The organism is Streptomyces calidiresistens, assembly GCF_014141525.1.
GTDB lineage: Bacteria > Actinomycetota > Actinomycetes > Streptomycetales > Streptomycetaceae > Streptomyces > Streptomyces calidiresistens.
In genome coordinates this window covers 1-25,591 of sequence record NZ_VKHS01000008.1, presented here as the reverse complement: position 1 = coordinate 25,591, position 25,591 = coordinate 1, and the positions used below count along the sequence as shown (strand labels likewise).

Genomic DNA, 25,591 nt, shown 5'->3' with positions numbered 1-25,591 from the left:
GGTGTCGGGTTGCTCGGGGGCGGGCCGGGAGGTGGCCGACAGTTCCTCGTCGGGCAGGTCCCCGCCCGGGCCGTCCTCCCCGTCCCCGGGGTCGTCGGTGCGGTCCCGGGCACCGGATCGGCCGTCGTCGGCCCCGACGGAGCCGCTGTCCCGTCCGGACAACTGCTGATGGGCGATGACCGGCGCCAGGACGGTGATCGCGACGACCGCGCCGATCACCGGACCGGACGGGCGCCGGCGCCCGGCGCCGGCGGTGGGAGTCCTCACGTGATCAGATGCTATGGCAAGCGTTCCGGGGGGCCGTCCGGTCCGAGCCGGCTCCGCGACGCCCCGAGGGGGCCACCCCGCCTCCCGGATCCGGCACGCCGCCGGGAGAATGGCGGGGTGACCCGTGCCTCCCTGGACAAGCAGCCCGCCGAAGTCGCCGCCATGTTCGACGCCGTGGCGGCCAAGTACGACCTGACCAACGACGTGTTGGCCCTGGGACTCAACCGCCGGTGGCGCACCGAGGTGGCCCGCGCGGTGGCGGCCCGGCCGGGCGAACGGGTCCTGGACCTGGCGGCCGGCACGGGCACCTCCTCGCTGCCGTTCGTCGAGAACGGCGCCTACACCGTGCCGTGCGATTTCAGCCAGGGAATGCTGCACGAGGGGCACCGGCGCAACCCGTGGCTGCCGTTCGTCGCCGGGGACGCCACGCGCCTGCCGTTCCGCGACGGCTCCTTCGACGCCGTGACCATCTCCTTCGGGCTGCGCAACGTGCGGGATACCGACGCGGCACTGCGCGAGATGCTGCGGGTGACCCGACCCGGCGGCCGACTGGTGATCTGCGAGTTCAGCCACCCGGTCCGGGCGGCGTTCCGCACCCTGTACTCGGAGTACCTGATGAGGGCGCTGCCGCCGGTGGCCCGGCGGGTCTCCAGCGCGCCGGACGCCTACGTGTACCTGGCCGAATCCATCCGGGCCTGGCCGGACCAGCCGGCGCTCGCCGCCCGCCTCCAGGAGGCGGGTTGGCGGCAGGTCGCCTGGCGCGATCTCACCGGTGGCATCGTCGCCCTGCACCGGGGCCGACGCCCCTGAGGGGCCGACTCCCCCGGCAGCCGGTGGGCGGTGCCGCCACCGGGGCCGCCGGGACCGGGCCATAGACTCGGGGCACCCCGTGGAGTCGACGATCATCGGGCCGGCGCCGGGGTCGGCAGGGTCCGCAACGAGGGGAGATCCCAGTGACCACCACCGAGACCGCCGATGTGATCGTGGTCGGGGCCGGGCCGGGCGGCTCGGCCGCCGCGTACCACCTGGCCCGGTCCGGCCTGGACGTGCTGCTGCTGGAGAAGACGGCCTTCCCCCGGGAGAAGGTCTGCGGCGACGGCCTCACCCCGCGCGCCACCAGGCAACTGGTCGCGATGGGCATCGACATCTCCGAGGAGGCCGGCTGGCTGCGCAACCGCGGGCTGCGCATCATCGGCGGCGGCCACCGTCTCCAACTGGACTGGCCCGAACTCGCCGGTTACCCCGACTACGGCCTGGTGCGCCGGCGCGACGACTTCGACGAGCAACTGGCCCGGCAGGCGGTCAAGGCCGGGGCCCGCCTGTACGAGCGGTGCAACGTCACCGGCCCGGTCATGGAGGCCCGCACCGGCACCCGCATCGTCGGGGTCACCGCCCGCCTCGGCGAGGAGAAGCGGGAGGTGGAGTACCGGGCCCCGGTGGTGATCGCCGCCGACGGCAACTCCTCCCGCCTGTCCCTGGCGATGGGCCTGCACCGCGACGACCGGCGCCCCATGGGCGTGGCCGTGCGAACCTACTTCACCTCCCCCCGGCACGACGACGACTACCTGGAGTCCTGGCTGGAGCTGTGGGACCGGCGCGGCGACGAGCCCCGGCTGCTGCCCGGCTACGGCTGGATCTTCGGCATGGGGGACGGCACCTCCAACGTCGGGCTGGGCATCCTCAACAGCTCCAAGTCCTTCGGCGAGCTGGACTGGCGGCAGGTCCTCAAGGCGTGGTGCGCCTCGATGCCGGAGGAGTGGGGGTACACCCCCGACAACATGACCGGTCCCATCCGGGGCGCCGCGCTGCCCATGGCGTTCAACCGCAAGCCGCACTACACCCGGGGCCTGCTGCTGGTCGGCGACTCCGGTGGCCTGGTCAACCCCTTCAACGGCGAGGGCATCGCCTACGCCATGGAGTCGGGGCAGATCGCCGCCGAGGTGATCGTGCAGGCCATGGCGCGCCGCACCCCCGCGCAGCGGGAGGTGGCGCTGCGCCGCTACGCCACCGTTCTGCGGGAGACCTACGGCGGCTACTACACGCTGGGCCGGGCGTTCGTGAAGCTGATCGGGAACCCGAAGGTGATGCGGCTGGCCACCGAGCGCGGCCTGCCCCACCCGGTGCTGATGCGGTTCACCCTCAAACTGCTGGCCAATCTCACCGACCCCACCGGGGGCGACGCGATGGACCGCGTCATCAACGGCCTGGCGAAGGTCGCCCCCCGGGCCTGACCCGGGGGTTCCGGAACCCGTGAAGGCCGGGTCGGACACGTGGCCACGTGTCCGACCCGGCCTTCGGCGTGCGGTGGGGGTGATCCGGGGACGGGTCAGCCGATGCGGATGGCGCCCGAGGGCTGCGACCAGCTCAGATCCTGCTCCACGACACCGGTGGAGGGGTTCTGCGCGCCGACGAAGCGGCCGTCGCCCACGTAGATCGCCACGTGGTAGGCACTGCCCGCGCCACCCCAGTACAGGAGGTCGCCGGGCCGGGCCTGCGACACGGGGATGTGGGTGCCCATGGCCGACTGCGCCTGCGAGGTGCGCGGCAGGGAGATGCCGGCGGCGGCGTAGGCGGCGCCGGTGAGGCCCGAGCAGTCCCAGGCGTTCGGGCCGGTGGCGCCCATGCTGTACGCCTTGCCGACCTGGGCGCGGGCGAAGGCGACGACGGCGGCGTTCCCGCCGCCGGAGGCGGGGGCGGCGACCGGGGTGCTCTGCGCGGTCGCGGCGTCGTCGGCGGAGGCGGGGGCCGACGCGGTACCGAGGTCGGTGCGCTCGGCGGCCCGGGAGGCCGCGGCGGCCTCGGCCTCGGCGGCCCGGCGCTCCTCGGCCTCGGCCGCGCGGCGGGCCTCGGCCTCCTCGGCCTCGGCCGCGCGGCGGGCCTCGGCCTCCGCGGCCTCCGCCGCGGCGGCCTCGTCGGCGGCGCGCTGCCGCTCGGCGGCCCGCTGGGCGCGGACGGTGGCCAGTTCGCGGGCCTCGCGCAGGTGGGTGCGGGCGACGTAGTCCTCGGTGGCCTCGCTCGCCCGGGAGGAGGTGGAGGTGATCACGGTGCCGAGGGCGGGGAACTCCCCGGTGGTCTCGGCGGGGTTCTCGGCGGGCCGCTCGGTGGCGGAGGCGGAGGGCGAGGTGACCGCCACGGTGCCCAGCACGCCGGTCAGCACGCCACCGCGGAGGAGCCCCGCGGCACGGGACCGACGGGGCTTGCGATGGCGGCCGGTGGTACGGATCGATGACATGGCAGCCAGCCGTATCAAGAACCGGTAACGGCTCTCAACCTTCGTGGAATGCGCCACAGGTCCGGAATGCCCGGGATGAAAAGTCCCGAATGTCTCCCGTACGGCGTACGGCGCCTTCGGCGATTCCGCGTTCCGGCGGGGCGATGGGCAGGGCGTTGTCCGATATGGGGCGAATAAGGATCGGCGTAGCACGGCTTCCGGGACTCGGCAACGGCGGCATCCGACACACCGTCGGGCGCGTGGGATACCTCACCCCGGCGAGGCCGGGCGGCGGTCCCCCGGGAGGGGGACGCGCGGGTGGCGGGAGAGGGTTGAGAGGCGGCCCCGTTCGTCGCAAAGCGGGTGAATCACACTTTCCCCCCGGTGGGGTGCGAAGTATTCCGAAAGGTGCCTCCGGTCATCGTGCCGAGCCCGCCGCCTGCGGCGGCTGCCTCGAATGCGGCGAAAAAGATCGATGCCACTAATGCCACGAATGCCATGAATACTGTGAATGCAGCGAATGCGGCGAATGGCGTGGAAAGAGTGAATGTGGCCACCTCGGGCGAGGAAGCGAAGGCCGCCCCGGGGGGACCACGGCTGGACGCGGGCGATCCGGGTGTCTCCACGAAGGCCGTCCCCCGGGCGCCTCCGGCTCCCGCCGACCGGGTGTCGCACGCGCGACGGCCGCCCCCGAAGGGACGGCCGTGCGGTCGGGAAGGCCGGGGGCTCAGGGCCGGCCCAGCTCCCGGGAGATCCGGGCCAACTGCTCCAGCCGTCGCTCCAGCGGCGGGTGCGAGGCCAGCAGGCTGCTCAGGGACTGCTTGGAGAAGGCGGGGGCGAAGAAGAAGGCGTTGAACGCCTCGGCCTGCCGCAGGTCCCGGGTGGGGATGCGGGCCATGTCCCCGGTCACCTTGGTCAGGGCGGAGGCCAGTGCGGAGGGCTTGCCGGTCAGCAGCGCCGCGCCCCGGTCCGCCGACAGCTCCCGGTACCGCGACAGCAGCCGGGTCAGCAGGAAGCTCAACACGTACACCAGCGCGCTGACCAGGGGGATCAGCAGGACGAGGATCGCGGTGTTGTTGTTCCGGCCGCCGGCCCGGGCCACCCCGCCCCACAGCGCGAAGCGGGTCATGGTGCCGGCCAGCACGCCCAGGAAGGAGGCGAAGGTCATCACCGCCACGTCGCGGTGGGCGACGTGCGACAGCTCGTGCGCGAGCACGCCCTCCAACTCCTCCGGCTCCAGCCGGCGCAGCAACCCGGTCGTCGCGCAGACCAGCGCCTTCTCCTGGCTGCGACCGGTGGCGAAGGCGTTGGGCACGTCGGTGTCGGCGATCGCCACGCGCGGCTTGGGCATGTCGGCCAGCGCGCACAGCCGGTCCACGGTGGCGTGCAGCTCGGGCGCCTGCTGCGGGGTGACCTCGCGGGCCCCCATGCTGTAGGCGGCGATCCGGTCGCTGAACCAGAACTGGACGACGAACAGCCCGCCGGCCAGCAGCAGCACCATCGGCCAGGCGTTCTGGAACAGCGCGAGCAGGACGCCGATGAAGACCACGTAGAGCAGTCCGATGAGGAACATGGTGGTGACCATGCGGCCGGTCAGGCCGCGGTCGGGCGCGTACCTGGTGCGTGCCATCGTTTCTCGCCTCCTCCTTCGGACTGTACTGCCCCGGCGGGTCCGGCGCGGGCCGGGTGGTCCACCCCGGTGGGGTGCCGGCGGACGGGCTCGCGGGTCCGGGGCGCGGGGTCACCCGGATCCCGTGCCCCGCCCGGGTCGGGACAGTCCCGATCCCCACCGCCGGGGCGGTCGCCCCGCCGGGAGGAAGCCGCCGACCGTCAGTCGGCGTCCAGGCCGGGGGCGCCCCACACCGGGAACCAGCGGCCGAGGTCCTCCTCCACGGGCAGTTCCCCGGCCAGCAGGGCCCGGGTCTGCAGTTCCAGGGCGTTGTTCCGGCGCTGCCCACCGCCCGGCTCGGGGGCGAAGGGGTAGAAGGTGCCGCGCTTGTAGAGATAGACGAGGGCCAGGGAGCGTCCCCCGTCGTCGCGGAAGGCGACGAGCGAGCAGAGCAGCTGCGGGCCGAAGCCGGCGTCCTGGAGGTGGGTGTTGACCGCGTGCAGGTCGTTGACCAGGGCGGGCAGGTCGTCGGGGGAGTGGCGGGCGCGCAGCCAGGTGTAGCCGTAGGAGTCCTTCTCCACCCCGGCCTCGCCCAGCAGCAGCTCGGCCTCCTCCTCCAGGCGGGCGAAGGCGCCGCCCTCGGCCCCGGCGAAGCACACCGATCCCGTGCCGGTGGGGGCGAATCCCGCCCCGGCCTGCAGGGTGACGGCGGCCGAGGGGAGGGCGAAGAGCCGGTCGAGGTCGGGTTGGGCCGGCTTGCGCCGCCCCAGCAGTGCGTCCCAGAAACCCATGGTCGAAGCCTAGGGCACCGCCCCCGCCCACCGCCCGCCCCGCCGGAGCCGGCGGGCCTCAGCTTGCGGCTCGGCACCACTCCTCCGTCGAAGCCCGGTCTCCCCGTGCGCTTTCCTCGGAAGCCCTCGGAGTGAAGTGGAACCCCACCCGCTCTCCACCGAGGTCGATGTGCAGGACGGCGTCCAAGGCGTCGGCGAGTCGGGTGAGCAGAGGGAGAGTGGGAACGGTGTCGGAGTTCTCGATCCTGGAGATCTTCGCCTGGCTCAGCCCCGCCCGGCGGGCCAGGTCGCTCTGGGTCAGGCCCAGGTTGGCACGCCGTTTGTACACCGCCTCCGCCAAAGCCATGGAGAGACGGATCTCCCGACGTACCTCCGCCACCTCGGCCGGCTCCGTGGCGGCTTCGGTCAACTTGCGCTCACGCAATGTTTTCCACCGACTGTGGCTCACGTCAGACCGCTTCCCTTTTGGTTCCCTTTTGACCGTGCGAAGGAACTCCTGATGAGCCGGCCCATGGTCCGCTTCGCAGACCTTCTTCGCATGGCGGGCTCGGTTCACTTCCTCGCTCTCCCGACGTTGGGTTTTGGGAAAGACGGTGAGGAGAACAGCGGTGCGATGAGGAGTCAGCCAGTACGTGATGCGTATCGGCACCCCGTCCAGGCCGAGGCGAAGTTCTCGAACACCATCACCAAGGTAACGGGAGTAGGGCTCGCCCAGCTCAGCGGCTCGCTCGGCGAGCAACCCCGCGTACTCGTCGACCTTGAGGAAGTGCTTGGCCGGAAGACGTTCGAGCCACTCCCTCACCTCGGGTTCGATCTCGATTGCGTACAGTGACACATGGGGTGGGATATGTCGTCAACGACATACTCTCCCTCCGGAGGGCTTTCCGCAAGGGGCCACTCAGGCGAGCCACTGGTCCCGGGCCAGGCGGCCGACCAGGACGGTGACGACGACCAGCAGGACGACCCGGATGAAGCCGGAGCCCCGGCGGATCGCCATGTGCGCGCCGAGCCAGCCGCCGAGCATGTTGAAGACGGCCATCCCGAGGGCGAGCTTCCACAGCACCATCCCCTGGCTGCCGAAGACGATCAGGGCGCCGAGGTTCGTGCCCACGTTCACAACCTTCGCGGTGGCGGAGGCGGTGAGCATCGACAGGTGGAGCAGGCCGACCAGGGCGATGATCAGGAAGGTGCCGGTGCCGGGGCCCAGCAGGCCGTCGTAGAAGCCGATGCCGACGCCGGCGACCAGCAGGACCAGCGCCATCCGTCGGCGGGTGGTGGGGATCGGGTCCCCGGCGATGTACTGGGTGCCGAAGTTCGGGCGCAGGACGACGAAGGCCGCGACCGCCAGCAGCAGCACCATGATCATGGGGCGCAGGAACTCCGCGCTGACCGCACTCGCGAACAGCGCGCCGCCGGCCGAGGCGAGGAGGGCCAGTCCGCCCAGGCGCAGGGCGAGGCGGACGTCCACGGGATGGCGACGGGCGTAGGTGACGGCCGCGACGCTCGTGCCCGCCACCGCGACGGCTTTGTTGGTGCCCAGGGCGGTGGCCGGGGTGAGCTGGGGAAAGGCGATGAGCAGGGCGGGGATTTGCAACAACCCGCCGCCGCCGACCACGGCGTCGACCCAGCCCGCGAGGGCGGCTGCCACGCACAGCACGACGACGGTGGTCACGGTGATCTCGGGCACGACGGGAACTCTAATCCCACCAACCACATGTCATCTACACGGTTATTCGCACTAGCACGCCCCCCGCCCCGATCGCGAATTTGTGCCGGACGCCCATCGGTTGATAAAGGCCGGGACGCCGCCCGACATCCGGCAGGGCCTCCGAAAACCCTACTTGTCACGCTTCGTGGTGATCCGGGGGCTTCTCGTCGAAGATCGATTTCCGTCATGTTTCATGATCGTTCGTCAGGTGGGGGAGATCACAAAGTTCCTCGGTGACCCCGTGTCGCAGATCACAGGAACCGGGGCATAGGATGCTGCCCAAGCTTGTGAACTGACTCACATAGCGGTGATCTTCTGGCAGTCGCCGTCGACTGGAAGGAGCGAGGTGCGGTGAACGCGTACGTTCCCATCCTCGTGCTGGGCGCGCTCGGGGCGGCCTTCGCGGTCTTCTCCGTGATCATGGCCTCGGTCATCGGCCCCAAGCGCTACAACCGGGCCAAGCTCGACGCCTACGAGTGCGGTATCGAACCGACCCCGCAGCCGGCCGGTGGCGGGCGCTTCCCCGTCAAGTACTACCTGACGGCCATGCTCTTCATCGTCTTCGACATCGAGATCGTCTTCCTCTACCCGTGGGCCGTGCACTTCGACGCGCTCGGGATGTTCGGTCTGGTGCAGATGTTGATCTTCGTCGGTCTGATCGGTGTCGCCTACGCCTACGACTGGCGTCGGGGAGGGCTCGAATGGGACTGACCCGAACGGAACCGGTGCGGGGGCCGATCGGCACCCCCGACCGCCCGCCGCGGAGCGGAAGCATGATCGGCGCGATCGCGCCGCGGGACCGACGACCCGAACACCCGACACCCCGGGGACCACGGGGCACAGAGGGATCACAGGGCTCACGAGGAGGTGTCCCCCATGGGACTTGAGGAGAAGCTGCCCAGCGGTTTCCTGCTGACCACCGTCGAGAAGGCGGCCGGACTCGCCCGCAAGTCCTCCGTCTTCCCGGCCACCTTCGGCCTGGCCTGCTGCGCCATCGAGATGATGACCACCGGTGCCGGCCGCTACGACCTGGCCCGCTTCGGCATGGAGGTCTTCCGGGGCTCCCCCCGGCAGGCCGACCTGATGATCGTCGCCGGCCGGGTCAGCCAGAAGATGGCCCCGGTGCTGCGGCAGGTCTACGACCAGATGCCCAACCCCAAGTGGGTCATCTCCATGGGCGTGTGCGCCTCCTCCGGCGGCATGTTCAACAACTACTCGATCGTGCAGGGCGTCGATCACATCGTGCCGGTGGACATCTACCTCCCCGGCTGCCCGCCCCGCCCCGAGATGCTCCTCGACGCGATCATCAAGCTGCACGAGAAGATCAAGGACGAGAAGCTCGGCGTCAACCGCGAACGGGCGGCCCGCGAGGCGGAGGAAGCGGCGCTCAAGGCGCTGCCCACCATCGAGATGAAGGGGCTGCTGCGATGAGCGCGGCGAGCACCCCGGGCGGCGGCTCCGCGTCCGGGCCCGTCGACAACCCGAACCCCGCCGAGGTCGGCCGGCGCGACGAGGCCGGCGAGGTCATCGCCGAGCGCCGCGGCATGTTCGGCAGCCAGGAGGGCGGCGACACCTCCGGCTACGGCGGCCTGCGCCGCACCGTCCGCCTCCCCGGCGCGACCCCCCGCCCCTACGGCGGGTGGTTCGACGAGGTGGCCGACGAGCTGGAGGGCGCCCTGGAGGAACAGGGCCTGGACCCGGCGGTCGTCATCGAGAAGACCGTCGTGGACCGGGACGAGATCACCTTCCACATCGCCCGCGAACACCTGCTGCCGGTCTGCCGCACCCTGCGCGACGACCCGGCGCTGCGCTTCGAACTGTGCACCGGCGTCAGCGGCGTGCACATCCCCGCCGACACCGGCCGGGAACTGCACGCCGTCTACCACCTGCGCTCGCTCACCCACGGTCGGCTCATCCGGGTGGAGACCTCCGCCCCCGACGCCGATCCGCACGTGCCCTCGGTGGTCACCGTCTACCCGACCAACGACTGGCACGAGCGCGAGGTCTACGACTTCTTCGGCCTGATCTTCGACGGGCACCCGGCGCTGACCCGGATCATGATGCCCGACGACTGGCAGGGCCACCCGCAGCGCAAGGACTACCCGCTCGGCGGCATCCCCGTCGAGTACAAGGGCGCCCAGATCCCGGCACCCGACCAGCGGAGGTCGTACAGCTGATGTCCCACGACACCACCTCACGGGGAACGGAGCGGGGCGCCCCCACCGCCACCGCGGGCGCCCGGGAAACCACCGAGGGGACGGTCTACACCGTCACCGGCGGCGACTGGGACCGCGTCGCGGAGGCCGCCTCGCGCGCCGACGACGAGCGGATCATCGTCAACATGGGTCCGCAGCACCCCTCCACGCACGGCGTGCTGCGCCTGATCCTGGAGATCGACGGCGAGACCGTCACCGAGGCCCGCTGCGGCATCGGCTACCTGCACACCGGCATCGAGAAGAACCTCGAATACCGGAACTGGACGCAGGGCACCACCTTCGTCACGCGCATGGACTACCTCACGCCCTTCTACAACGAGGTGGCCTACTGCCTGGGCGTGGAGAAGCTCCTCGGCATCACCGGGGACATCCCCGACCGCGCGAGCGTCATCCGGGTCCTGCTCATGGAGCTGAACCGGATCTCCTCCCACCTGGTCGCGATCGCCACCGGCGGCATGGAGCTGGGCGCCACCACGGTGATGATCTTCGGGTTCCGGGACCGCGAACTGTGCCTGGACCTCTTCGAGCTGATCACCGGCCTGCGGATGAACCACGCCTTCATCCGTCCCGGCGGCCTCGCCCAGGACCTGCCGCCCGGCACCGTGGACGCGCTGCGCGAGTTCATCGCCACCATGCGCACCAACCTCGTCGAGTACGACAAGCTGTGCAGCGGCAGCCCGGTCTTCAAGGCCCGCCTGAAGGACGTCGGCTACCTCGACCTCGCCGGCTGCCTGGCGCTGGGCATCACCGGCCCGATCCTGCGCTCCGCCGGCCTGCCCCACGACCTGCGGAAGACCGATCCGTACTGCGGCTACGAGACCTACGACTTCGAGGTCCCGACCACCGACACCTGCGACTCCTACGGCCGCTTCCTGCTGCGGTTGGAGGAGATGCGGCAGTCGCTGCGGATCATCGAGCAGTGCATCGAGCGGCTCGAACCCGGCCCGGTGATGGTGGAGGACAAGAAGATCGCCTGGCCCGCGCAGTTGGCCCTGGGCCCCGACGGCCTGGGCAACTCGCTGGAGCACATCCGCACCATCATGGGCACCTCCATGGAGGCCCTGATCCACCACTTCAAGCTGGTCACCGAGGGCTTCCGGGTCCCCGCCGGCCAGGTGTACACGGCCGTGGAGTCCCCCAAGGGCGAACTGGGCGTGCACATGGTCAGCGACGGCGGCACCCGTCCCTACAGGGTCCACTTCCGGGACCCCTCCTTCACCAACCTCGAGGCCGTGGCGGCGATGTGCGAGGGCGGCCAGATCGCCGACGTCATCGTCGCGGTGGCCTCCATCGACCCCGTGATGGGAGGCGTCGACCGATGACCGATGCGACACGGGCCGCGGAGTCCGGCGGGACCCCGGTGGCGCTGGGCATGCCCCAACTGCCCGCCCCGGACTTCCCCGCCGAGGTCCGCGAACGCCTGGCGGCCGATGCCCGGGAGATCATCTCCCGCTACCCCGACAGCCGCTCCGCGCTGCTGCCGATGCTGCACCTGGTGCAGGCCGAGGAGGGCTGGGTCTCCGCCACCGGCATGCGCTTCTGCGCCGAGATGCTGGACCTGACCCCCGCCGAGGTCACCGCGGTGGCCACCTTCTACACCATGTACCGGCGCAAGCCGTCGGGCGAGCACCAGGTCGGGGTGTGCACCAACACCCTGTGCGCGGTGCTCGGCGGCGACGCCATCTTCGCCGCCCTCCGGGAGCACCTGGAGGTGGACAACGGCGGCACCAGCGAGGACGGCAAGGTCACGCTGGAGCACATCGAGTGCAACGCGGCCTGCGACTACGCCCCCGTGGTGATGGTCAACTGGGAGTTCTTCGACAACCAGACCATCGAGTCCGCCAAGAAGCTGGTGGACGACCTGCGGGCCGGCCGCGAGGTGATCCCCACCCGGGGCGCCCCGCTGACCGACTTCCGGGGTGCCGCCCGCATCCTGGCCGGCTTCCCCGACGAGCGTCCCGACGCCGTCGCCGCCTCCGGCGCGGCCGGCCCCGCCACCATGGCCGGGCTGGAGATCGCCCGCGAGGTCGGCGCCGGCGCCCCCGGGTCCCCCGCCGGGGACGACAGCCGGGAGGAGCGTCGATGACCCCCGCGATCACCCCCGCGCCGCGCGACGGCAGCGGCAACGGCAACGGAACGGGCGCCGGGAAGGAAGGCGGCCGGGGCCCCGCCGAGGGCTCCCGCAAGCTCGCCGAGCAGATCCTCGCCCCCGTCCTCTCCGACATCTGGGACCACGAGGCCCCCTGGACCCTGGAGGCCTACCGCCGCGCCGGTGGCTACCGGGGCCTGAGCGTCGCCCTGGACATGGCGCCGGACGACGTCATCGCCCTGGTCAAGGACGCCGGGCTGCGCGGTCGCGGCGGCGCCGGCTTCCCCACCGGCATGAAGTGGCAGTTCATCCCGCAGGGCGACGACAAGCCGCACTACCTCGTCGTCAACGCCGACGAGTCCGAGCCGGGCACCTGCAAGGACATCCCGCTGCTGTTCGCCAACCCGCACTCGCTGATCGAGGGCATCGTGATCGCCTGCCACGCGATCCGCAGCGAGCACGCCTTCATCTACCTGCGCGGCGAGACCGTGCCGGTGCTGCGCCGGCTGCACCACGCCGTCGCCGAGGCGTACCGGGCCGGCTACCTCGGGAAGGACGCCCTGGGGCCGGGGAAGAACCTGGAACTCACCGTGCACGCCGGCGCCGGCGCGTACATCTGCGGCGAGGAGACCGCCCTGCTGGACTCCCTGGAGGGGCGCCGCGGCCAGCCCCGGCTGCGCCCGCCCTTCCCGGCGGTCGCCGGCCTCTACGCCTGCCCCACCGTGGTCAACAACGTGGAGTCCCTCGCCTCGGTGCCCCCCATCCTGGCCCGCGGCAAGGAGTGGTTCCGCTCCATGGGCAGCGAGAAGTCGCCCGGCTTCACCCTCTACTCGCTGTCCGGGCACGTCGCCCGGCCCGGCCAGTACGAGGGCCCGCTCGGCATCACGCTGCGCCAGCTGCTCGACCTCACCGGCGGGATGCGGCCCGGCCGCACCCTGAAGTTCTGGACCCCCGGCGGGTCCTCCACCCCGCTGCTGACCGCCGAGCACCTCGACGTGCCGCTGGACTACGAGGGCGTCGCCGAGGCCGGTTCCATGCTCGGCACCAAGGCCCTGCAGTGCTTCGACGACACCACCTGCGTGGTGCGCGCGGTCACCCGCTGGACCGAGTTCTACGCCCACGAGTCCTGCGGCAAGTGCACCCCCTGCCGGGAGGGCACCTTCTGGCTGGTCCAGTTGCTGCGCGACATCGAGGCCGGCAAGGGCTCGATGGCCGACCTCGACAAGCTCAACGACATCGCCGACAACATCAACGGCAAGTCGTTCTGCGCCCTGGGCGACGGCGCCGCCGCCCCGATCTTCTCCTCGCTGAAGTACTTCCGCGAGGAGTACGAGCAGCACGTCACCGGCGGCGGCTGCCCCTTCGACCCGGCCCGCTCCACCGTCTGGGCCGACTCCACCGCCGACCCCGCCGGTCGGGCCGACGGCTCCGCGCACCTGGAGGTGAACGCATGACTGTCACCACCGACGCCTCCGCCCGCGGCGGCGACGGGGCCGGGATCCCGCCCGAGGACCTGGTGACCCTCACCATCGACGGCATCGAGATCTCCGTCCCCAAGGGGACCCTGGTGATCCGCGCCGCCGAGCAGATCGGCATCGAGATCCCCCGGTTCTGCGACCACCCCCTCCTCGACCCGGTCGGCGCCTGCCGGCAGTGCATCGTCGAGGTGGAGGGCCAGCGCAAGCCGATGGCCTCGTGCACCATCACCTGCACCGACGGCATGGTGGTGCGCACCCACCTCACCTCCCCGGTCGCGGAGAAGGCCCAGAAGGGTGTGATGGAGCTGCTGCTCATCAACCACCCGCTGGACTGCCCGGTCTGCGACAAGGGCGGCGAGTGCCCCCTGCAGAACCAGGCGATGAGCCACGGCAACGCCGAGTCCCGCTTCGAGGGCGTCAAGCGCACCTTCCCCAAGCCGGTGCCGATCTCCGCCCAGGTGCTCCTGGACCGCGAGCGCTGCGTGCTGTGCGCGCGCTGCACCCGCTTCTCCAACCAGGTCGCCGGCGACCCGATGATCGAACTGCTGGAACGCGGCGCGCTCCAGCAGGTGGGCACCGGCGAGGACGAGCCGTTCGCCTCGTACTTTTCCGGCAACACCATCCAGATCTGCCCGGTCGGCGCGCTCACCTCGGCCGCCTACCGTTTCCGTTCCCGCCCCTTCGACCTGATCTCCTCGCCGAGCGTGTGCGAGCACTGTTCGAGCGGCTGCGCCACCCGCACCGACCACCGGCGCGGCAAGGTCATGCGTCGCCTGGCGGCCGAGGACCCCCGGGTCAACGAGGAGTGGATGTGCGACAAGGGCCGCTTCGGCTTCCGCTACGCGCAGCGGCCCGACCGGCTCACCACCCCCCTGGTCCGCGACCCGGACACCGGTGAGCTGACCGCGGCGAGCTGGCCGGAGGCGCTGGACGCCGCCGCCCGCGGCCTGGCCGCCGCGGTGGCCGGCGCCGGGGTCGGCGCGCTGCCCGGCGGCCGACTCACCGTCGAGGACGCCTACGCCTGGGCGAAGTTCACCCGCCTCGCCCTGCGCAGCGCCGACATCGACTTCCGGGCCCGTCCGCACGGGGCCGAGGAGGCCGCCTTCCTCGCCGCCCACGTCGCGGGCGGCCGGCCGGGAGCCGACTCGGTCACCCACACCTCCCTGGAGCACGCCCCGGCGGTCCTCCTGGTCGGCTTCGAGGCCGAGGAGGAGGCCCCCGGCGTCTTCCTGCGGCTGCGCAAGGGCATGCGCAAGCACGGCCTGAAGGTGTACTCGATCGCCACCCACGCCACCCGGGGTCTGACCAAGGCCGGCGGCACCCTGCTGCCCGCCGCCCCCGGCACCGAGCCCGAGTGGCTGGAGGCCATCGCCCGCGGGGAGGACGACCGCGGCGCGGGCACGGCGCTGCGCGCCGACGGCGCGGTGATCGTGGTCGGCGAGCGGCTGGCGACCGTGCCCGGCGGGTACACCGCGGCCGTCGCGACGGCCGCCGCCACCGGCGCCCGCCTGGTGTGGATCCCCCGCCGGGCCGGCGAGCGCGGCGCGCTGGAGGTCGGCGCGCTGCCCGGGCTGCTGCCCGGCGGCCGACCCGAGGGCGACCCCCGCGCCCGCCTGGAGGTCGCCGGCGTGTGGGGCATGGACCCCGCCGACCTGCCCTCCGGCCCCGGCCGCGACACCTCCGGCATCCTGGAGGCCGCCGCCGCCGGTCGCCTGGCGGCGCTGGTGGTCGGCGGCGTGGAGGTCGACGACCTGCCCGACCCGGCCCGCGCGCTCGCCGCCCTGGACCGGATGCGCGACGAGGGCTTCCTGATCAGCCTGGAGCAGCGGCCCTCCGAGGTCACCGAACGGGCGCACGTGGTGCTGCCGGTGGCGGCCGTCGTCGAGAAGGGCGGCTCCTTCCTCAACTGGGAGGGACGCCTGCGCCCCTTCGAGCCGGCGATCAAGCCGGACCAGATGACCCGCCGCCAGGTCCAGCCCGACCTGCGGGCCCTGCACATGCTGGCCGACGCGATGGACGTGCCGCTGGGCCTGCCGGACGTCGCCGCCGCCCGCCGCGAACTGGACCGGTTCGAGGAGTGGGGCGGCGAGCTGCCGGTCGGCCCCACCGCCCGTTCCGCCGACCTGCCCCGGCCGCGCGCCGGTGAGGCGGTCCTGGCCGGTCACCGGATGCTGCTGGACCGCGGCCGGCTCCAGGAGGGCGACGAGGCGCTGGCCGCCACCCGCCACGACGCGCCCGCCCGGGTCTCCTCCGCCACGGCGCGGGAGTGCGGCCTGGCCGACGGCGGCCGGGTCGAGGTCACCGGCCCGGCCGGCGCGACCCGGATGCCGCTGGCCATCACGCCGGGAATGCCCGACGGCGTGGTCTGGCTGCCGCTCAACTCCGTGGGACGCGGGGTCCACCGCGACCTGGGGGCCGTGCCCGGCGACACCGTGCGCCTGGCCCCGGCACCGGAGGCGCCCGTCACCGCCTCCGTCACCGCTTCCGCCACCGAGAAGGGAGGGGACGCATGACGAGCGCCGACGCCGTGCTCGCGCAGGAGGCCGACCTGTCGATGTTCGGCACGGATCCGTTCTGGCTGATCCTGCTCAAGGCGGTCTGCGTCTTCGCGTTCCTGATGGGCACCGTGCTGATCTCCATCGTGATGGAGCGCAAGGTGGTCGCCTGGATGCAGCTGCGCATCGGCCCCAACCGCCACGGCCCGTGGGGGATGCTGCAGTCCCTGGCCGACGGCATCAAGCTGATGCTCAAGGAGGACATCGTCGTCAAGGGGGCCGACAAGCCGGTCTACATCCTGGCGCCGATCCTGGCGGTGGTCCCCGCCTTCATGGCCTTCGCGGTGATCCCCTTCGGGCCCGCCGACGACCCGGTGACGATCTTCGGCACCGAGACCGTCCTGCAGCTGACCGACCTGCCGGTGGCGCTGCTGTACGTGCTGGCCACCTCGGCGATCGCGGCCTACGGCACGGTCCTCGCCGGTTGGTCCTCCGGCTCCACCTACCCCCTGCTGGGCGGGGTGCGGGCCACCGCGCAGATCATCTCCTACGAGGTCGCGATGGGCCTGTCCTTCGCGGCCGTCTTCCTCTACTCGGGGACGATGTCCACCTCGGGGATCGTCGGCGCGCAGGCCGACCGCTGGTTCGCGGTCCTCCTGCCGATCTCCTTCCTCATCTACCTGGTGTCGATGGTCGGCGAGGCGCACCGCGCCCCGTTCGACATGCCGGAGTCCGAGGGCGACCTCGTGGGCGGCTTCAACACCGAGTACTCCTCGATCAAGTTCGCGATGTTCATGCTCGCGGAGTACATCCACATGGTCACCGTCTCGGCCCTGATGGTGACGATCTTCCTGGGCGGCTGGCGGGCCCCGGCACCGATCAGCACCTGGTGGGAGGGGGCCAACTCCGGTTGGTGGCCCATCCTGTGGTTCGTCGCCAAGTTGATCGGCGTGCTCTTCGTCTTCGTCTGGCTGCGCGGCACCCTGCCCCGGGTGCGCTACGACCAGTTCATGATGCTGGGCTGGAAGGTCCTCATCCCCGTCGCGCTGGTCTGGCTGATGCTCGTGGCCACCGTGCGGGCGCTGCAGCTGGAGGGCCGCACCCTCACCGACATCGTCTTCTGGGTCCTGGGGGGTGTCCTGGTCCTGCTGATCCTGTCCTTCGTGGTGGACGTGTTCCGGGACCGCGCCGACCGCGCCCGGGAGAAGGAGGGCGACGGGAACGGCGACGAGGCGGAGTTCGACCCGATGGCCGGCGGCTACCCCGTGCCGCCGCTGCCCGGCCAGAGCCTGCCGCCGGTGCCGCGCCGGCCCGCCCGCGGCCCGCGCGCCGAACGGGAACCCGCGTCGGTTCCCGCCGGCACCGAGGGGTCCGGGGCCCCGGCGGACGGCGGCACCGACGCTCCCACCGACGACAGGACCTCACGGAAGGAGGGGAACGATGCCTGAGTTCGAGAACCCGGTGGCCGGGTTCGGGGTCACCTTCAAGGCGATGTTCAAGCGGCGCCTGACCGAGCAGTACCCCGAGCAGAAGAAGCCCACCGCGCCCCGCTTCCACGGACGCCACCAGCTCAACCGTCACCCGGACGGGCTGGAGAAGTGCATCGGCTGCGAGCTGTGCGCCTGGGCCTGCCCGGCGGACGCCATCTACGTCGAGGGCGCGGACAACACCGAGGAGGAGCGCTACTCGCCCGGTGAGCGGTACGGCCGCGTCTACCAGATCAACTACCTGCGCTGCATCCTGTGCGGCCTGTGCGTGGAGGCGTGCCCCACCCGCGCGCTGACCATGACCAACGAGTACGAGCTGGCCGACCGCAGCCGCGAGTCGCTCATCTTCACCAAGGAGGAGCTGCTCGCCGGGCTGACCGACGGGATGGTCGAGCCGCCGCACGCCATGTACCCGGGCGCCGACGAGCAGTCGTACTACCGGGGCGAGGTCCAGGCGGCGGCCGAGGGCACCGAGCGGCAGGTCGCCTTCTCCAAGGGGGAGACCGGGGCGCCGGACGCGCCCCCCGCGGGGACCGCGAGCGACGACTCCGGCACCGCGAACCCCATCGGCACGGCGAACGACGCGAGCGGCACGGAGGTGCGGTCGTGAGCACGCTGACCGCGCTCGCCGCGGAGACCACCACCTCCGGTGGCGAGGCGGCGCAGTTCTGGATCCTGGCCCCGATCGCCGTCGCCGGCGGCCTGGGCACCGTGTTGATGCGCCGCGCGGTGCACTCGGCGCTGTGCCTGGCCGGGACGATGGTCATCCTGGCCCTGTTCTACCTGGCCAACGGCGCCTACTTCCTGGGCGTCGTGCAGATCGTCGTCTACACCGGCGCGGTCATGATGCTCTTCCTGTTCGTGCTGATGCTGGTCGGCGTGAGCGCGGCGGACTCCCTGAAGGAAACCCTGAAGGGGCAACGGCTGCTGGCCGCCGCCTGCGGCCTGGGCCTGGGCATCCTGCTGATCGCCGGCATCGGGCAGGCGTCGGTCGGCTCCTTCACCGGGCTGGCCGAGGCCAACGCGGACGGCAACGTGCAGGGCCTGGCGAGCCTGCTGTTCACCCGGTACGTGGTCGCCTTCGAGGTGACCGGCGTGCTGCTGACGATCGCCGCGGTGGGCGCCACCCTGCTGACCCACCGCGAGCGCATCGAGCGCAACAAGACCCAGCGCGAGCAGGCCGAGGAGCGGGTGCGCTCCGGCGAGCAGCTGCCGCCGCTGCCCGCCCCCGGCGTCTACGCCCGGCACAACGCGGTGGACATCCCCGCGCTGCTGCCGGACGGCCGGCCCTCCGACCTGTCCGTCAACCCCACCCTGCGGGAGCGCGGGCAGGTCCGCGAGGTGCACCGGCAGGCCCTGGCCGACCTGGCGGCGATCGAGCGCCGGACGGCCGAGTACCAGGGACGGGCCGTCACCGTCACCCCGCCCCGGCGGGCCGGCGACGCCGCCCCCGCCACCGACGAGGGGAACGACACCCCCGCGGCTGAGGGCGGCGGCAACGGTGACCACGGCGACAACGGCGACAACGGCAGGGACAACGGTCCGGACGCGGCAGGCGAGGAGGCCCGTCGGTGAGCCCCGAGAACTATCTCCACCTGGCCGCGCTGCTGTTCACCATCGGCGCCTGCGGCGTCCTGGTGCGGCGCAACGCCATCGTGGTCTTCATGTGCGTGGAGCTGATGCTCAACGCCGGGAACCTGGCGCTGGTCGCCTTCTCCCGCATGCACGGCAACCTCGACGGCCAGATCATGGCGTTCTTCGTCATGGTCGTCGCCGCCGCCGAGGTCGTCGTCGGCCTGGCGATCATCGTCATGCTCTACCGCTCCCGGCACTCGGCCTCGGTCGACGACGCCAGTCTGATGAAGCTGTGAGGGGATTGGACCTGTGGAGTCACTGATCGGACTGCTCCTCGCGCCGCCCCTGCTCGGCGCCGCGGTGCTGTTGCTCGGCGGCCGGCGCCTGGACCGCGTCGGCCACTGGATCGGCACCGCCCTGGCGGCGACCTCCTTCGCCGTCGCCGTGGTGCTCTTCGCCGACCTGCTGGGCCGGGACGCGGGTGACCGCACCCTCACCCAGCACCTGTACAGCTGGGTGCCGGTCGGCGGTTTCCAGGCGGACATCGCCTTCCGGCTGGACCAGCTGTCGATGACCTTCGTGCTGCTGGTCACCAGCGTCGGCACGCTCATCCACCTGTACTCGGTCGGGTACATGGAGCACGACGAGCGCCGCCGCCGCTTCTTCGGCTACCTGAATCTCTTCCTGGCGGCGATGCTGCTGCTGGTCCTCGCCGACAACTACCTCCTGCTGTACGTGGGCTGGGAGGGCGTGGGCCTGGCCTCCTTCCTGCTGATCGGCTTCTGGCAGCACAAGCCGAGCGCGGCCACCGCCGCGAAGAAGGCCTTCGTGGTCAACCGGGTCGGTGACATCGGGCTGGCCATCGCCATCCTGGTCATGTTCACCACCTTCGGCACCTTCGCCTTCGGCGAGGTCCTGCCGGCCGCCGCCGACGGCGGCGCGACCGAGACCACGATGACCCTCATCGGCCTGATGCTGCTGCTCGCCGCCTGCGGCAAGTCCGCCCAGGTGCCGCTGCAGTCCTGGCTGGGCGACGCGATGGAGGGCCCGACCCCGGTCTCCGCCCTCATCCACGCCGCCACGATGGTCACCGCCGGCGTCTACCTGATCGTCCGCTCCGGCGCGATCTTCGAGGCCGCCCCCGACGCGCAGACCGCCGTCATCGTGGTCGGCGCCGTCACCCTGATCTTCGGGGCGATCGTCGGATGCGCCAAGGACGACATCAAGAAGGCGCTGGCCGGCTCGACCATGTCGCAGATCGGCTACATGATGCTGGCCGCCGGGCTCGGCCCGATCGGCTTCGTCTTCGCGATCATGCACCTGGTCACCCACGGCTTCTTCAAGGCCGGGCTGTTCCTCGGCGCCGGGTCCGTCATGCACGGCATGAACGACGAGGTGGACATGCGCCGCTACGGCGGCCTGCGGCGGTACATGCCGATCACCTTCGTCACCTTCGGCCTCGGCTACCTGGCCATCATCGGCTTCCCGTACCTGTCGGGCTTCTTCTCCAAGGACGAGATCATCTACGCCGCCTTCGGGCGCGGCGGGACCCAGGGCTGGATCCTGGGCGGGGTCACCCTGCTGGGCGCGGGCCTGACCGCGTACTACATGACCCGCATCATGATCCTCACCTTCTTCGGCGAGAAGCGCTGGCAGCCGGACGCCGCCGGCCACGAGCCGCACCCGCACGAGTCGCCGCGCACCATGACGATCCCGATGATCGTGCTGGCCGTCGGCTCGGTCTCCGCGGGCTTCCTGTTCAACCTCAACCACGCCTTCGTGGACTGGCTCTCGCCGGTCACCGGCATCGCGGAGGGCGACTCGCCCGTCAGCCACCTGACGGTCTCGATCGCCGCCACCACCGTGATGCTCATCGGCGTGGCCATCGCCTGGTGGCAGTACGGCCGCCGGCCCGTCCCGGAGCACGCGCCCACCGGCCGGTGGGTCACCCGGGCCGCCCGCCGCGACCTGCTGCAGGACGACTTCAACCACGCGGCGTTCGTGCTGCCGGGCAACTACCTCACCCGGGGCCTGGTCTACGTCGACCACAAGCTGGTGGACGGCGTGGTCAACGGCACCGCCGCCGCGTTCGGCGGGCTGTCGGGCCGGTTGCGTCGGGTGCAGAACGGCTACGCCCGCTCCTACGCGGTCTCGATGTTCGGCGGTGCGGCGCTCCTGATCGCCGTGACCCTGCTGATGAGGGCGGTCTGAGATATGTCATTTCCCCTGTTGACGGCCACCGCCGTACTGCCCGCCATCGGAGCGGTGGCCACCGCGGCGGTGCCCGCCGCCCGTCGCGAGGCGGCCAAGTGGCTGGCCCTGCTGTTCTCCCTGGGCACCCTCGCCCTGGCGGCGGCGGTCCTGCTCAACTTCCAACCGGGCGGCGACCGCTACCAGCTGACCGAGTCCCACGCCTGGATCCCGGCCTTCGGCGTCCGCTACGAACTGGGCGTGGACGGCATCGGCGTCGCGATGATCGCGCTCACCGCCGTCATCGTGCCCTTCCTCATCGGCGCCGGCTGGAACGACGCCGACCCGCGGGAGGGCGAGACGCCCGCCGGCCGCCGGTGGCGCCCCACCCAGGGTTTCTTCGCCCTGATCCTCATGGTGCAGGCGATGGTCATCATGTCCTTCGCCGCCACCGACATCTTCCTCTTCTACATCTTCTTCGAGGCCATGCTCATCCCGATGTACTTCCTCATCGGGGGCTTCGGGGACCGCGCCGGCGAGCACGGCGAGGAGCGGCAGTCCAAGCAGCGCACCTACGCCGCGGTGAAGTTCCTGCTCTACAACCTCGCCGGCGGCCTGATCATGCTGGCCGCCGTGGTCGGCCTGTACGCCGCCACCGCGGGCCAGCTGGAGGGCGGGGGCACCTTCTCCCTCCAGGCCATCACCGAGGCCCGCGCCGCCGGTGAGCTGACCTTCGCGCAGAACACCGAACGGCTGCTGTTCCTCGGCTTCTTCCTGGCCTTCGCGATCAAGGCGCCGCTGTGGCCGCTGCACACCTGGCTGCCCAACGCCATGGGTGAGTCCACCGCCCCGGTGGCCGTCCTGATCACCGCCGTGGTCGACAAGGTCGGCACCTTCGCGATGCTCCGCTTCTGCCTGGGCCTCTTCCCCGAGGCGAGCGTCTGGGCCACCCCCGTGGTGCTGGCGCTGGCCCTGGTGTCGATCGTCTACGGCGCCCTGCTGGCCCTGGGCCAGCGGGACATGAAGCGCCTGATCGCCTACGCCTCGATCAGCCACTTCGGCTTCATCGTGCTCGGCATCTTCGCGATGACCTCCCAGGGTCAGAGCGGCGCCACCCTCTACATGGTCAACCACGGCATCGCCACCGCCGTCCTCATGCTGGTCGCCGGTTTCCTCATCTCCCGCCGCGGCTCCCGGCTCATCGCCGACTACGGCGGGGTGCAGAAGGCCGCGCCGGTGCTGGCCGGTACCTTCCTGGTGGGCGGCCTGGCGACGCTCTCGCTGCCGGGCACCGGGCCGTTCGTCAGCGAGTTCCTCGTCCTGGTCGGCACCTACAGCCGCTATCCGGTGGCCGGGATCATCGCCTGCGCGGGCATCGTGCTGGCCGCGCTCTACGTCCTGATCCTCTACCAGCGCACCATGACCGGACCGACCCGGTCGACGACCGAGCGGATGCCCGACCTGCGGCCCCGCGAACTCGCCGTGGTCGGACCGCTGATCGCGTTGGTGCTCTTCCTGGGCGTCTTCCCGAAGCCGCTGACCGACATCATCGATCCGGCGGTCGATCACACCCTGTCGGACGTCGGGGTGGAGGACCCCGCCCCTGAAGTGGAGGCCCGCCCGTGAGCCCGGTGATCCACCCGTACACCGCCGCTCCCGCCCTGCTGACGCAGGCGCAGGAACGGCTGGAGGCGCCGCAGATCGAATGGGTGGCGCTCTCCCCGACCCTCATCGTGCTCGGCGTGGCCGCCGTCGGCATCCTGGTCGAGGCGTTCGCCCCGCAGCGCGCCCGGTACCTCACGCAACTGCTGCTCTCCGTCATCGGCATCGCCGCCGCCTTCGCGGCCGTGGTGGGCCTGGCGGCGAGCGGCTACGCGACCACGCGGGCGGAGATCGCCGGCATGGGCTCGATCGCGGTGGACGGCCCGACGCTGTTCCTCCAGGGAGTGCTGCTGCTGGTCGGTCTGGTCTCGCTGTTCCTGTTCGCCGAACGGCGCCTGGAACCCGCCGAACACGGCCGGGCGGTGGACTCCTTCACCGCGCAGGCCGCCGCCGTCCCCGGCGGTCCGGCGGAGCGCGAGGCGGTGAAGGTGGGTCGCACCACCACCGAGATCTTCCCGCTGCTGCTGTTCGCCCTCGGCGGCATGCTGATCTTCCCCGCCGCCAACGACCTGCTGATCCTGTTCATCGCCCTCGAGGTCTTCTCGCTGCCGCTGTACCTGCTCTGCGCGCTGGCCCGCCGCCGGCGGCTGCTGTCGCAGGAGGCCGCGGTGAAGTACTTCCTGCTGGGCGCCTTCGCCTCGGCGTTCCTGCTGTTCGGCATCGCCCTGCTCTACGGCTACGCGGGCACCCTCGACTACGCCGGCATCGCCGAGGTCATCGCCGGCACGCCCGCGGCGGTGGATCCCGGACTGGCCTCCACCATGGGCAACGACGTCTACCTGCTGATCGGCGGGGCGCTGCTGCTGATGGGCCTGCTGTTCAAGGTCGGCGCGGTGCCGTTCCACATGTGGACCCCGGACGTCTACCAGGGCGCGCCCACCCCGGTCACCGGCTTCATGGCCGCCGCCACCAAGGTCGCCGCCTTCGGCGCCCTGCTCCGGCTGCTGTACGTGGTGCTGCCGGGTCTGCAGTGGGACTGGGAGCCGGTGCTGTGGGGCGTGGCCATCGCCTCGATGGTGGCCGGCGCGGTCATCGCCATCACCCAGACCGACGTCAAGCGGCTGCTGGCCTACTCCTCGATCGCCCACGCCGGGTTCATCCTCACCGGTGTGCTGGCGGTCAGCGAGGACGGCGTCTCCTCGGTGCTGTTCTACCTGGCGGCCTACTCCTTCGTGACGCTGGGCGCCTTCGCCGTGGTCACGCTGGTGCGGGACGCGGGCGGGGAGGCCACCCACCTGTCGAAGTGGGCCGGGCTGGGGCGGCGTTCGCCGCTGCTGGCCGGGGTGTTCGCGCTCTTCCTGCTGGCCTTCGCGGGCATTCCGCTGACCTCCGGGTTCACCGGCAAGTTCGCGGTCTTCCGGGCGGCGGCCGAGGCGGGCGCGATCGGCCTGGTCATCGTCGGTGTGCTGGCCTCTGCGGTGGCGGCGTTCTTCTACATCCGGGTGATCGTGCTGATGTTCTTCAGCGACCCGCAGGAGGGCGGCCCCTCGGTGGTCATCCCGAGCCCGATGACCACCTCGGTGGTCGGTCTGGCGGCCGTGGTCACGCTGGTGCTGGGCGTCGCGCCGCAGTACTTCCTGGACCTGGCGCAGCAGGCGGCGGTCTTCGCCTTCCGCTGATCCCGGTACCGCACCGGTTTCGCGTTCCGGCCCCCGGGGCCGCCCGTCACGGGCGGCCCCGGGGGCCTTTCGCGGTCGCTTCGGGCCGCTCCCCGATTCGATCGGGTGCGGTCCGGTGCGGGCCGGTGCGGCTCAGGAGAGGTCGGGGAGGAGGGTCTCCGCGGCCCCGTCCTCCCACTCCACGACCCAGCCGTCCCCGGAGGGCCGCAGCAGGGCGGTCCGGTCCTCCGGCACGGGGGAGCCCTCGCCGCCGGCGTCCCCGGCCAGGCAGGCGAAGTCCACCGCCACGGCTTCCCCGGCCTCCCCCTCGGCCGGTCGGGGCCGGCCCCAGCAACTGGTGGGCGGGTCCCCGGCGGAGTAGGTGACGGTGGTGCCCCCCTCGGTCACGGTCAGCGTGCGGCCCGGTGCGTCGGGATCGCTCCACAGGCCGTCCGGGAGCGCGGGCGCCAGGGGGTCCGGGGCGTTCCCGCCGGCGGGGTCGGCCGGGTCGTCCGGCGCGGTGGCCCCGGCGGCGTCACCCCCGGGGTCGGTGTCGTCGTTCCCGCCGTCCGTCTCCGGGGCCCCGGCGGCGTCCGGGGCCCTCCCGTCCGCCGGGTCGTCCCCGGCGTTCCCGATGCCGCCGTCGCCGCCGCAGGCGGCGCACAGGCCCACCAGGAGGGCCACGACGGGAAGGAGTCCCGCCGCCCTCCCCACGGTCCGCGGGGCCCTCCCGGGGCCCGCCGTTCCCGCCGCTCCTCCGGTTCCGGGGGGACGGGTCTCGCGTGGTGTGCCGGCCATCCGGGTCTCCTCGGTTCTCGTGTCCGCCCGCCGCCCTTTGCCAACGCAACCGCACGGTAACGACCCCCGGCCGTGGCGGCCAGGGGTCGTCCGAGGTCTCCCGCCGGTCCTCACCGGAGCCGGCCGGAACGTTCACGAGCGGGGGCGGGTCAGCCCCCCGTGCCGAGGTCCCCGAGGTCCCCGAGGTCCCCGAGGTCGCCGAGCTCGCCGAGATCGAGGTCCCCGAGGTCGAGCTCGGCGGGCGGGTTCGACCCGGAGAGGTCCAGCACCTTGGTGTACTCGACGGTCCCGCCGGACTCCCAGCGCACGCTCAGGGTGTCGCCGTTCGCCGAGGCCACGCCGGCGCGCTCCTCGTCCGGCACACCGGTCTGCGGATCCGTGCACACCCTGTCTCTTACACACATGAGACCTTGACGA

23 protein-coding genes and 2 pseudogenes are annotated in these 25,591 nt (G+C 72.0%); 16 read left to right on the top strand and 9 right to left on the bottom strand.

Annotated features, from left to right (window positions below):
- The coding region (locus tag FOE67_RS01040) for a hypothetical protein (protein WP_228473432.1) at window positions 1-267 on the bottom strand (267 nt) is incomplete at its 3' end.
- 117 nt (window positions 268-384) lie between these two features.
- Here FOE67_RS01040 and FOE67_RS01035 point away from each other — a divergent pair.
- Together FOE67_RS01035 and FOE67_RS01030 are read left to right on the top strand one after the other, a co-directional pair.
- Entirely contained in the window at window positions 385-1,077 is a 693-nt protein-coding gene (locus FOE67_RS01035) for a demethylmenaquinone methyltransferase (RefSeq protein WP_182659817.1), read from the top strand.
- A gap of 137 nt (window positions 1,078-1,214) precedes the next feature.
- Entirely contained in the window at window positions 1,215-2,498 is a 1,284-nt protein-coding gene (locus tag FOE67_RS01030; RefSeq protein WP_182659821.1) for a geranylgeranyl reductase family protein, read from the top strand.
- Between the two features lie 95 nt (window positions 2,499-2,593).
- On the opposite strand, the gene FOE67_RS01025 is transcribed toward FOE67_RS01030, so the two are convergent.
- The 6 genes and pseudogenes from FOE67_RS01025 to FOE67_RS01000 form a co-directional block, all read right to left on the bottom strand.
- A complete protein-coding gene (locus tag FOE67_RS01025; RefSeq protein WP_182659816.1) occupies window positions 2,594-3,499 on the bottom strand; it encodes a C40 family peptidase in 906 nt (301 codons plus the stop codon).
- 706 nt (window positions 3,500-4,205) lie between these two features.
- Entirely contained in the window at window positions 4,206-5,108 is a 903-nt protein-coding gene (gene htpX / locus FOE67_RS01020; RefSeq protein WP_182659815.1) for a zinc metalloprotease HtpX, read from the bottom strand.
- Between the two features lie 200 nt (window positions 5,109-5,308).
- Window positions 5,309-5,878: a PspA-associated protein PspAB gene (gene pspAB, locus FOE67_RS01015; protein WP_182659814.1), complete on the bottom strand. Its 570-nt coding sequence runs from the start codon at window positions 5,876-5,878 to the stop codon at window positions 5,309-5,311.
- A 58-nt stretch (window positions 5,879-5,936) separates the two neighbouring features.
- A complete protein-coding gene (locus tag FOE67_RS01010) occupies window positions 5,937-6,326 on the bottom strand; it encodes a helix-turn-helix domain-containing protein (protein ID WP_182659820.1) in 390 nt (129 codons plus the stop codon).
- Between the two features lie 150 nt (window positions 6,327-6,476).
- Window positions 6,477-6,680 (bottom strand): annotated as a pseudogene (locus FOE67_RS30210) (type II toxin-antitoxin system RelE/ParE family toxin); the annotation flags it as partial.
- Between the two features lie 96 nt (window positions 6,681-6,776).
- Entirely contained in the window at window positions 6,777-7,565 is a 789-nt protein-coding gene (locus FOE67_RS01000; RefSeq protein ID WP_182659813.1) for a TSUP family transporter, read from the bottom strand.
- Window positions 7,566-7,937: 372 nt separating this feature from the next.
- Here FOE67_RS01000 and FOE67_RS00995 point away from each other — a divergent pair, with 372 nt between their 5' ends.
- From FOE67_RS00995 to nuoN, 14 genes are all read left to right on the top strand, one after another.
- Entirely contained in the window at window positions 7,938-8,297 is a 360-nt protein-coding gene (locus tag FOE67_RS00995; protein ID WP_143618141.1) for an NADH-quinone oxidoreductase subunit A, read from the top strand.
- Window positions 8,298-8,462: 165 nt separating this feature from the next.
- The gene (locus tag FOE67_RS00990; protein WP_182604410.1) at window positions 8,463-9,017 is read left to right on the top strand and encodes a NuoB/complex I 20 kDa subunit family protein; all 555 of its coding nucleotides are present in this window, start codon (window positions 8,463-8,465) and stop codon (window positions 9,015-9,017) included.
- Entirely contained in the window at window positions 9,014-9,763 is a 750-nt protein-coding gene (locus tag FOE67_RS00985) for an NADH-quinone oxidoreductase subunit C (RefSeq protein ID WP_182659812.1), read from the top strand. The genes FOE67_RS00990 and FOE67_RS00985 overlap by 4 nt, the downstream gene beginning before the upstream one ends.
- The gene (locus FOE67_RS00980) at window positions 9,763-11,124 is read left to right on the top strand and encodes an NADH-quinone oxidoreductase subunit D (protein ID WP_182659811.1); all 1,362 of its coding nucleotides are present in this window, start codon (window positions 9,763-9,765) and stop codon (window positions 11,122-11,124) included. The genes FOE67_RS00985 and FOE67_RS00980 overlap by 1 nt, the downstream gene beginning before the upstream one ends.
- Entirely contained in the window at window positions 11,121-11,888 is a 768-nt protein-coding gene (gene nuoE / locus FOE67_RS00975) for an NADH-quinone oxidoreductase subunit NuoE (protein ID WP_182659810.1), read from the top strand. The genes FOE67_RS00980 and nuoE overlap by 4 nt, the downstream gene beginning before the upstream one ends.
- Window positions 11,885-13,345 carry an NADH-quinone oxidoreductase subunit NuoF gene (nuoF, locus tag FOE67_RS00970; RefSeq protein ID WP_182659809.1) on the top strand — a complete coding sequence of 487 codons (1,461 nt, stop codon included), beginning with the start codon at window positions 11,885-11,887 and terminating at the stop codon, window positions 13,343-13,345. The genes nuoE and nuoF overlap by 4 nt, the downstream gene beginning before the upstream one ends.
- Complete coding sequence (locus FOE67_RS00965; RefSeq protein WP_182659808.1) at window positions 13,342-15,882, top strand: NADH-quinone oxidoreductase subunit G; 2,541 nt, start codon at window positions 13,342-13,344, stop codon at window positions 15,880-15,882. The genes nuoF and FOE67_RS00965 overlap by 4 nt, the downstream gene beginning before the upstream one ends.
- Window positions 15,879-17,312, top strand: coding sequence for an NADH-quinone oxidoreductase subunit NuoH (gene nuoH / locus FOE67_RS00960; protein WP_182659807.1), 1,434 nt, complete (start codon window positions 15,879-15,881; stop codon window positions 17,310-17,312). The genes FOE67_RS00965 and nuoH overlap by 4 nt, the downstream gene beginning before the upstream one ends.
- The gene (gene nuoI, locus FOE67_RS00955; protein WP_228473431.1) at window positions 17,305-17,961 is read left to right on the top strand and encodes an NADH-quinone oxidoreductase subunit NuoI; all 657 of its coding nucleotides are present in this window, start codon (window positions 17,305-17,307) and stop codon (window positions 17,959-17,961) included. Before nuoH ends, nuoI begins: the two co-directional genes overlap by 8 nt.
- A gap of 5 nt (window positions 17,962-17,966) precedes the next feature.
- Window positions 17,967-18,926: an NADH-quinone oxidoreductase subunit J gene (locus FOE67_RS00950; protein WP_182659819.1), complete on the top strand. Its 960-nt coding sequence runs from the start codon at window positions 17,967-17,969 to the stop codon at window positions 18,924-18,926.
- Complete coding sequence (gene nuoK / locus FOE67_RS00945; protein ID WP_143616608.1) at window positions 18,923-19,222, top strand: NADH-quinone oxidoreductase subunit NuoK; 300 nt, start codon at window positions 18,923-18,925, stop codon at window positions 19,220-19,222. The genes FOE67_RS00950 and nuoK overlap by 4 nt, the downstream gene beginning before the upstream one ends.
- Before the next feature lie 13 nt (window positions 19,223-19,235).
- Window positions 19,236-21,137, top strand: coding sequence for an NADH-quinone oxidoreductase subunit L (gene nuoL / locus FOE67_RS00940; RefSeq protein WP_182659806.1), 1,902 nt, complete (start codon window positions 19,236-19,238; stop codon window positions 21,135-21,137).
- 3 nt (window positions 21,138-21,140) lie between these two features.
- Window positions 21,141-22,742, top strand: a complete 1,602-nt coding sequence (locus FOE67_RS00935; protein WP_182659805.1) for an NADH-quinone oxidoreductase subunit M — start codon at window positions 21,141-21,143, stop codon at window positions 22,740-22,742.
- A 5-nt stretch (window positions 22,743-22,747) separates the two neighbouring features.
- A complete protein-coding gene (gene nuoN / locus FOE67_RS00930) occupies window positions 22,748-24,397 on the top strand; it encodes an NADH-quinone oxidoreductase subunit NuoN (protein WP_182659818.1) in 1,650 nt (549 codons plus the stop codon).
- Between the two features lie 132 nt (window positions 24,398-24,529).
- Here the strand turns inward: nuoN and FOE67_RS00925 are convergent, their stop codons facing one another.
- Window positions 24,530-25,060: a hypothetical protein gene (locus tag FOE67_RS00925; protein ID WP_182659804.1), complete on the bottom strand. Its 531-nt coding sequence runs from the start codon at window positions 25,058-25,060 to the stop codon at window positions 24,530-24,532.
- 263 nt (window positions 25,061-25,323) lie between these two features.
- Window positions 25,324-25,591, bottom strand: a pseudogene (locus FOE67_RS00920) (hypothetical protein); the annotation flags it as partial.

Bases quoted from the DNA above. Each gene is read 5' to 3' on its own strand.
- FOE67_RS00985 (WP_182659812.1), top strand. From the start codon at position 9,014: ATGAGCGCGGCGAGCACCCCGGGCGGCGGCTCCGCGTCCGGGCCCGTC.
- nuoH (WP_182659807.1), top strand. From the start codon at position 15,879: ATGACGAGCGCCGACGCCGTGCTCGCGCAGGAGGCCGACCTGTCGATG.
- FOE67_RS01025 (WP_182659816.1), bottom strand. From the start codon at position 3,499: ATGTCATCGATCCGTACCACCGGCCGCCATCGCAAGCCCCGTCGGTCC.
- FOE67_RS00935 (WP_182659805.1), top strand. From the start codon at position 21,141: ATGTCATTTCCCCTGTTGACGGCCACCGCCGTACTGCCCGCCATCGGA.
- FOE67_RS00980 (WP_182659811.1), top strand. From the start codon at position 9,763: ATGTCCCACGACACCACCTCACGGGGAACGGAGCGGGGCGCCCCCACC.
- nuoI (WP_228473431.1), top strand. From the start codon at position 17,305: ATGCCTGAGTTCGAGAACCCGGTGGCCGGGTTCGGGGTCACCTTCAAG.
- nuoF (WP_182659809.1), top strand. From the start codon at position 11,885: ATGACCCCCGCGATCACCCCCGCGCCGCGCGACGGCAGCGGCAACGGC.
- FOE67_RS00965 (WP_182659808.1), top strand. From the start codon at position 13,342: ATGACTGTCACCACCGACGCCTCCGCCCGCGGCGGCGACGGGGCCGGG.
- nuoE (WP_182659810.1), top strand. From the start codon at position 11,121: ATGACCGATGCGACACGGGCCGCGGAGTCCGGCGGGACCCCGGTGGCG.
- pspAB (WP_182659814.1), bottom strand. From the start codon at position 5,878: ATGGGTTTCTGGGACGCACTGCTGGGGCGGCGCAAGCCGGCCCAACCC.
- htpX (WP_182659815.1), bottom strand. From the start codon at position 5,108: ATGGCACGCACCAGGTACGCGCCCGACCGCGGCCTGACCGGCCGCATG.
- FOE67_RS00990 (WP_182604410.1), top strand. From the start codon at position 8,463: ATGGGACTTGAGGAGAAGCTGCCCAGCGGTTTCCTGCTGACCACCGTC.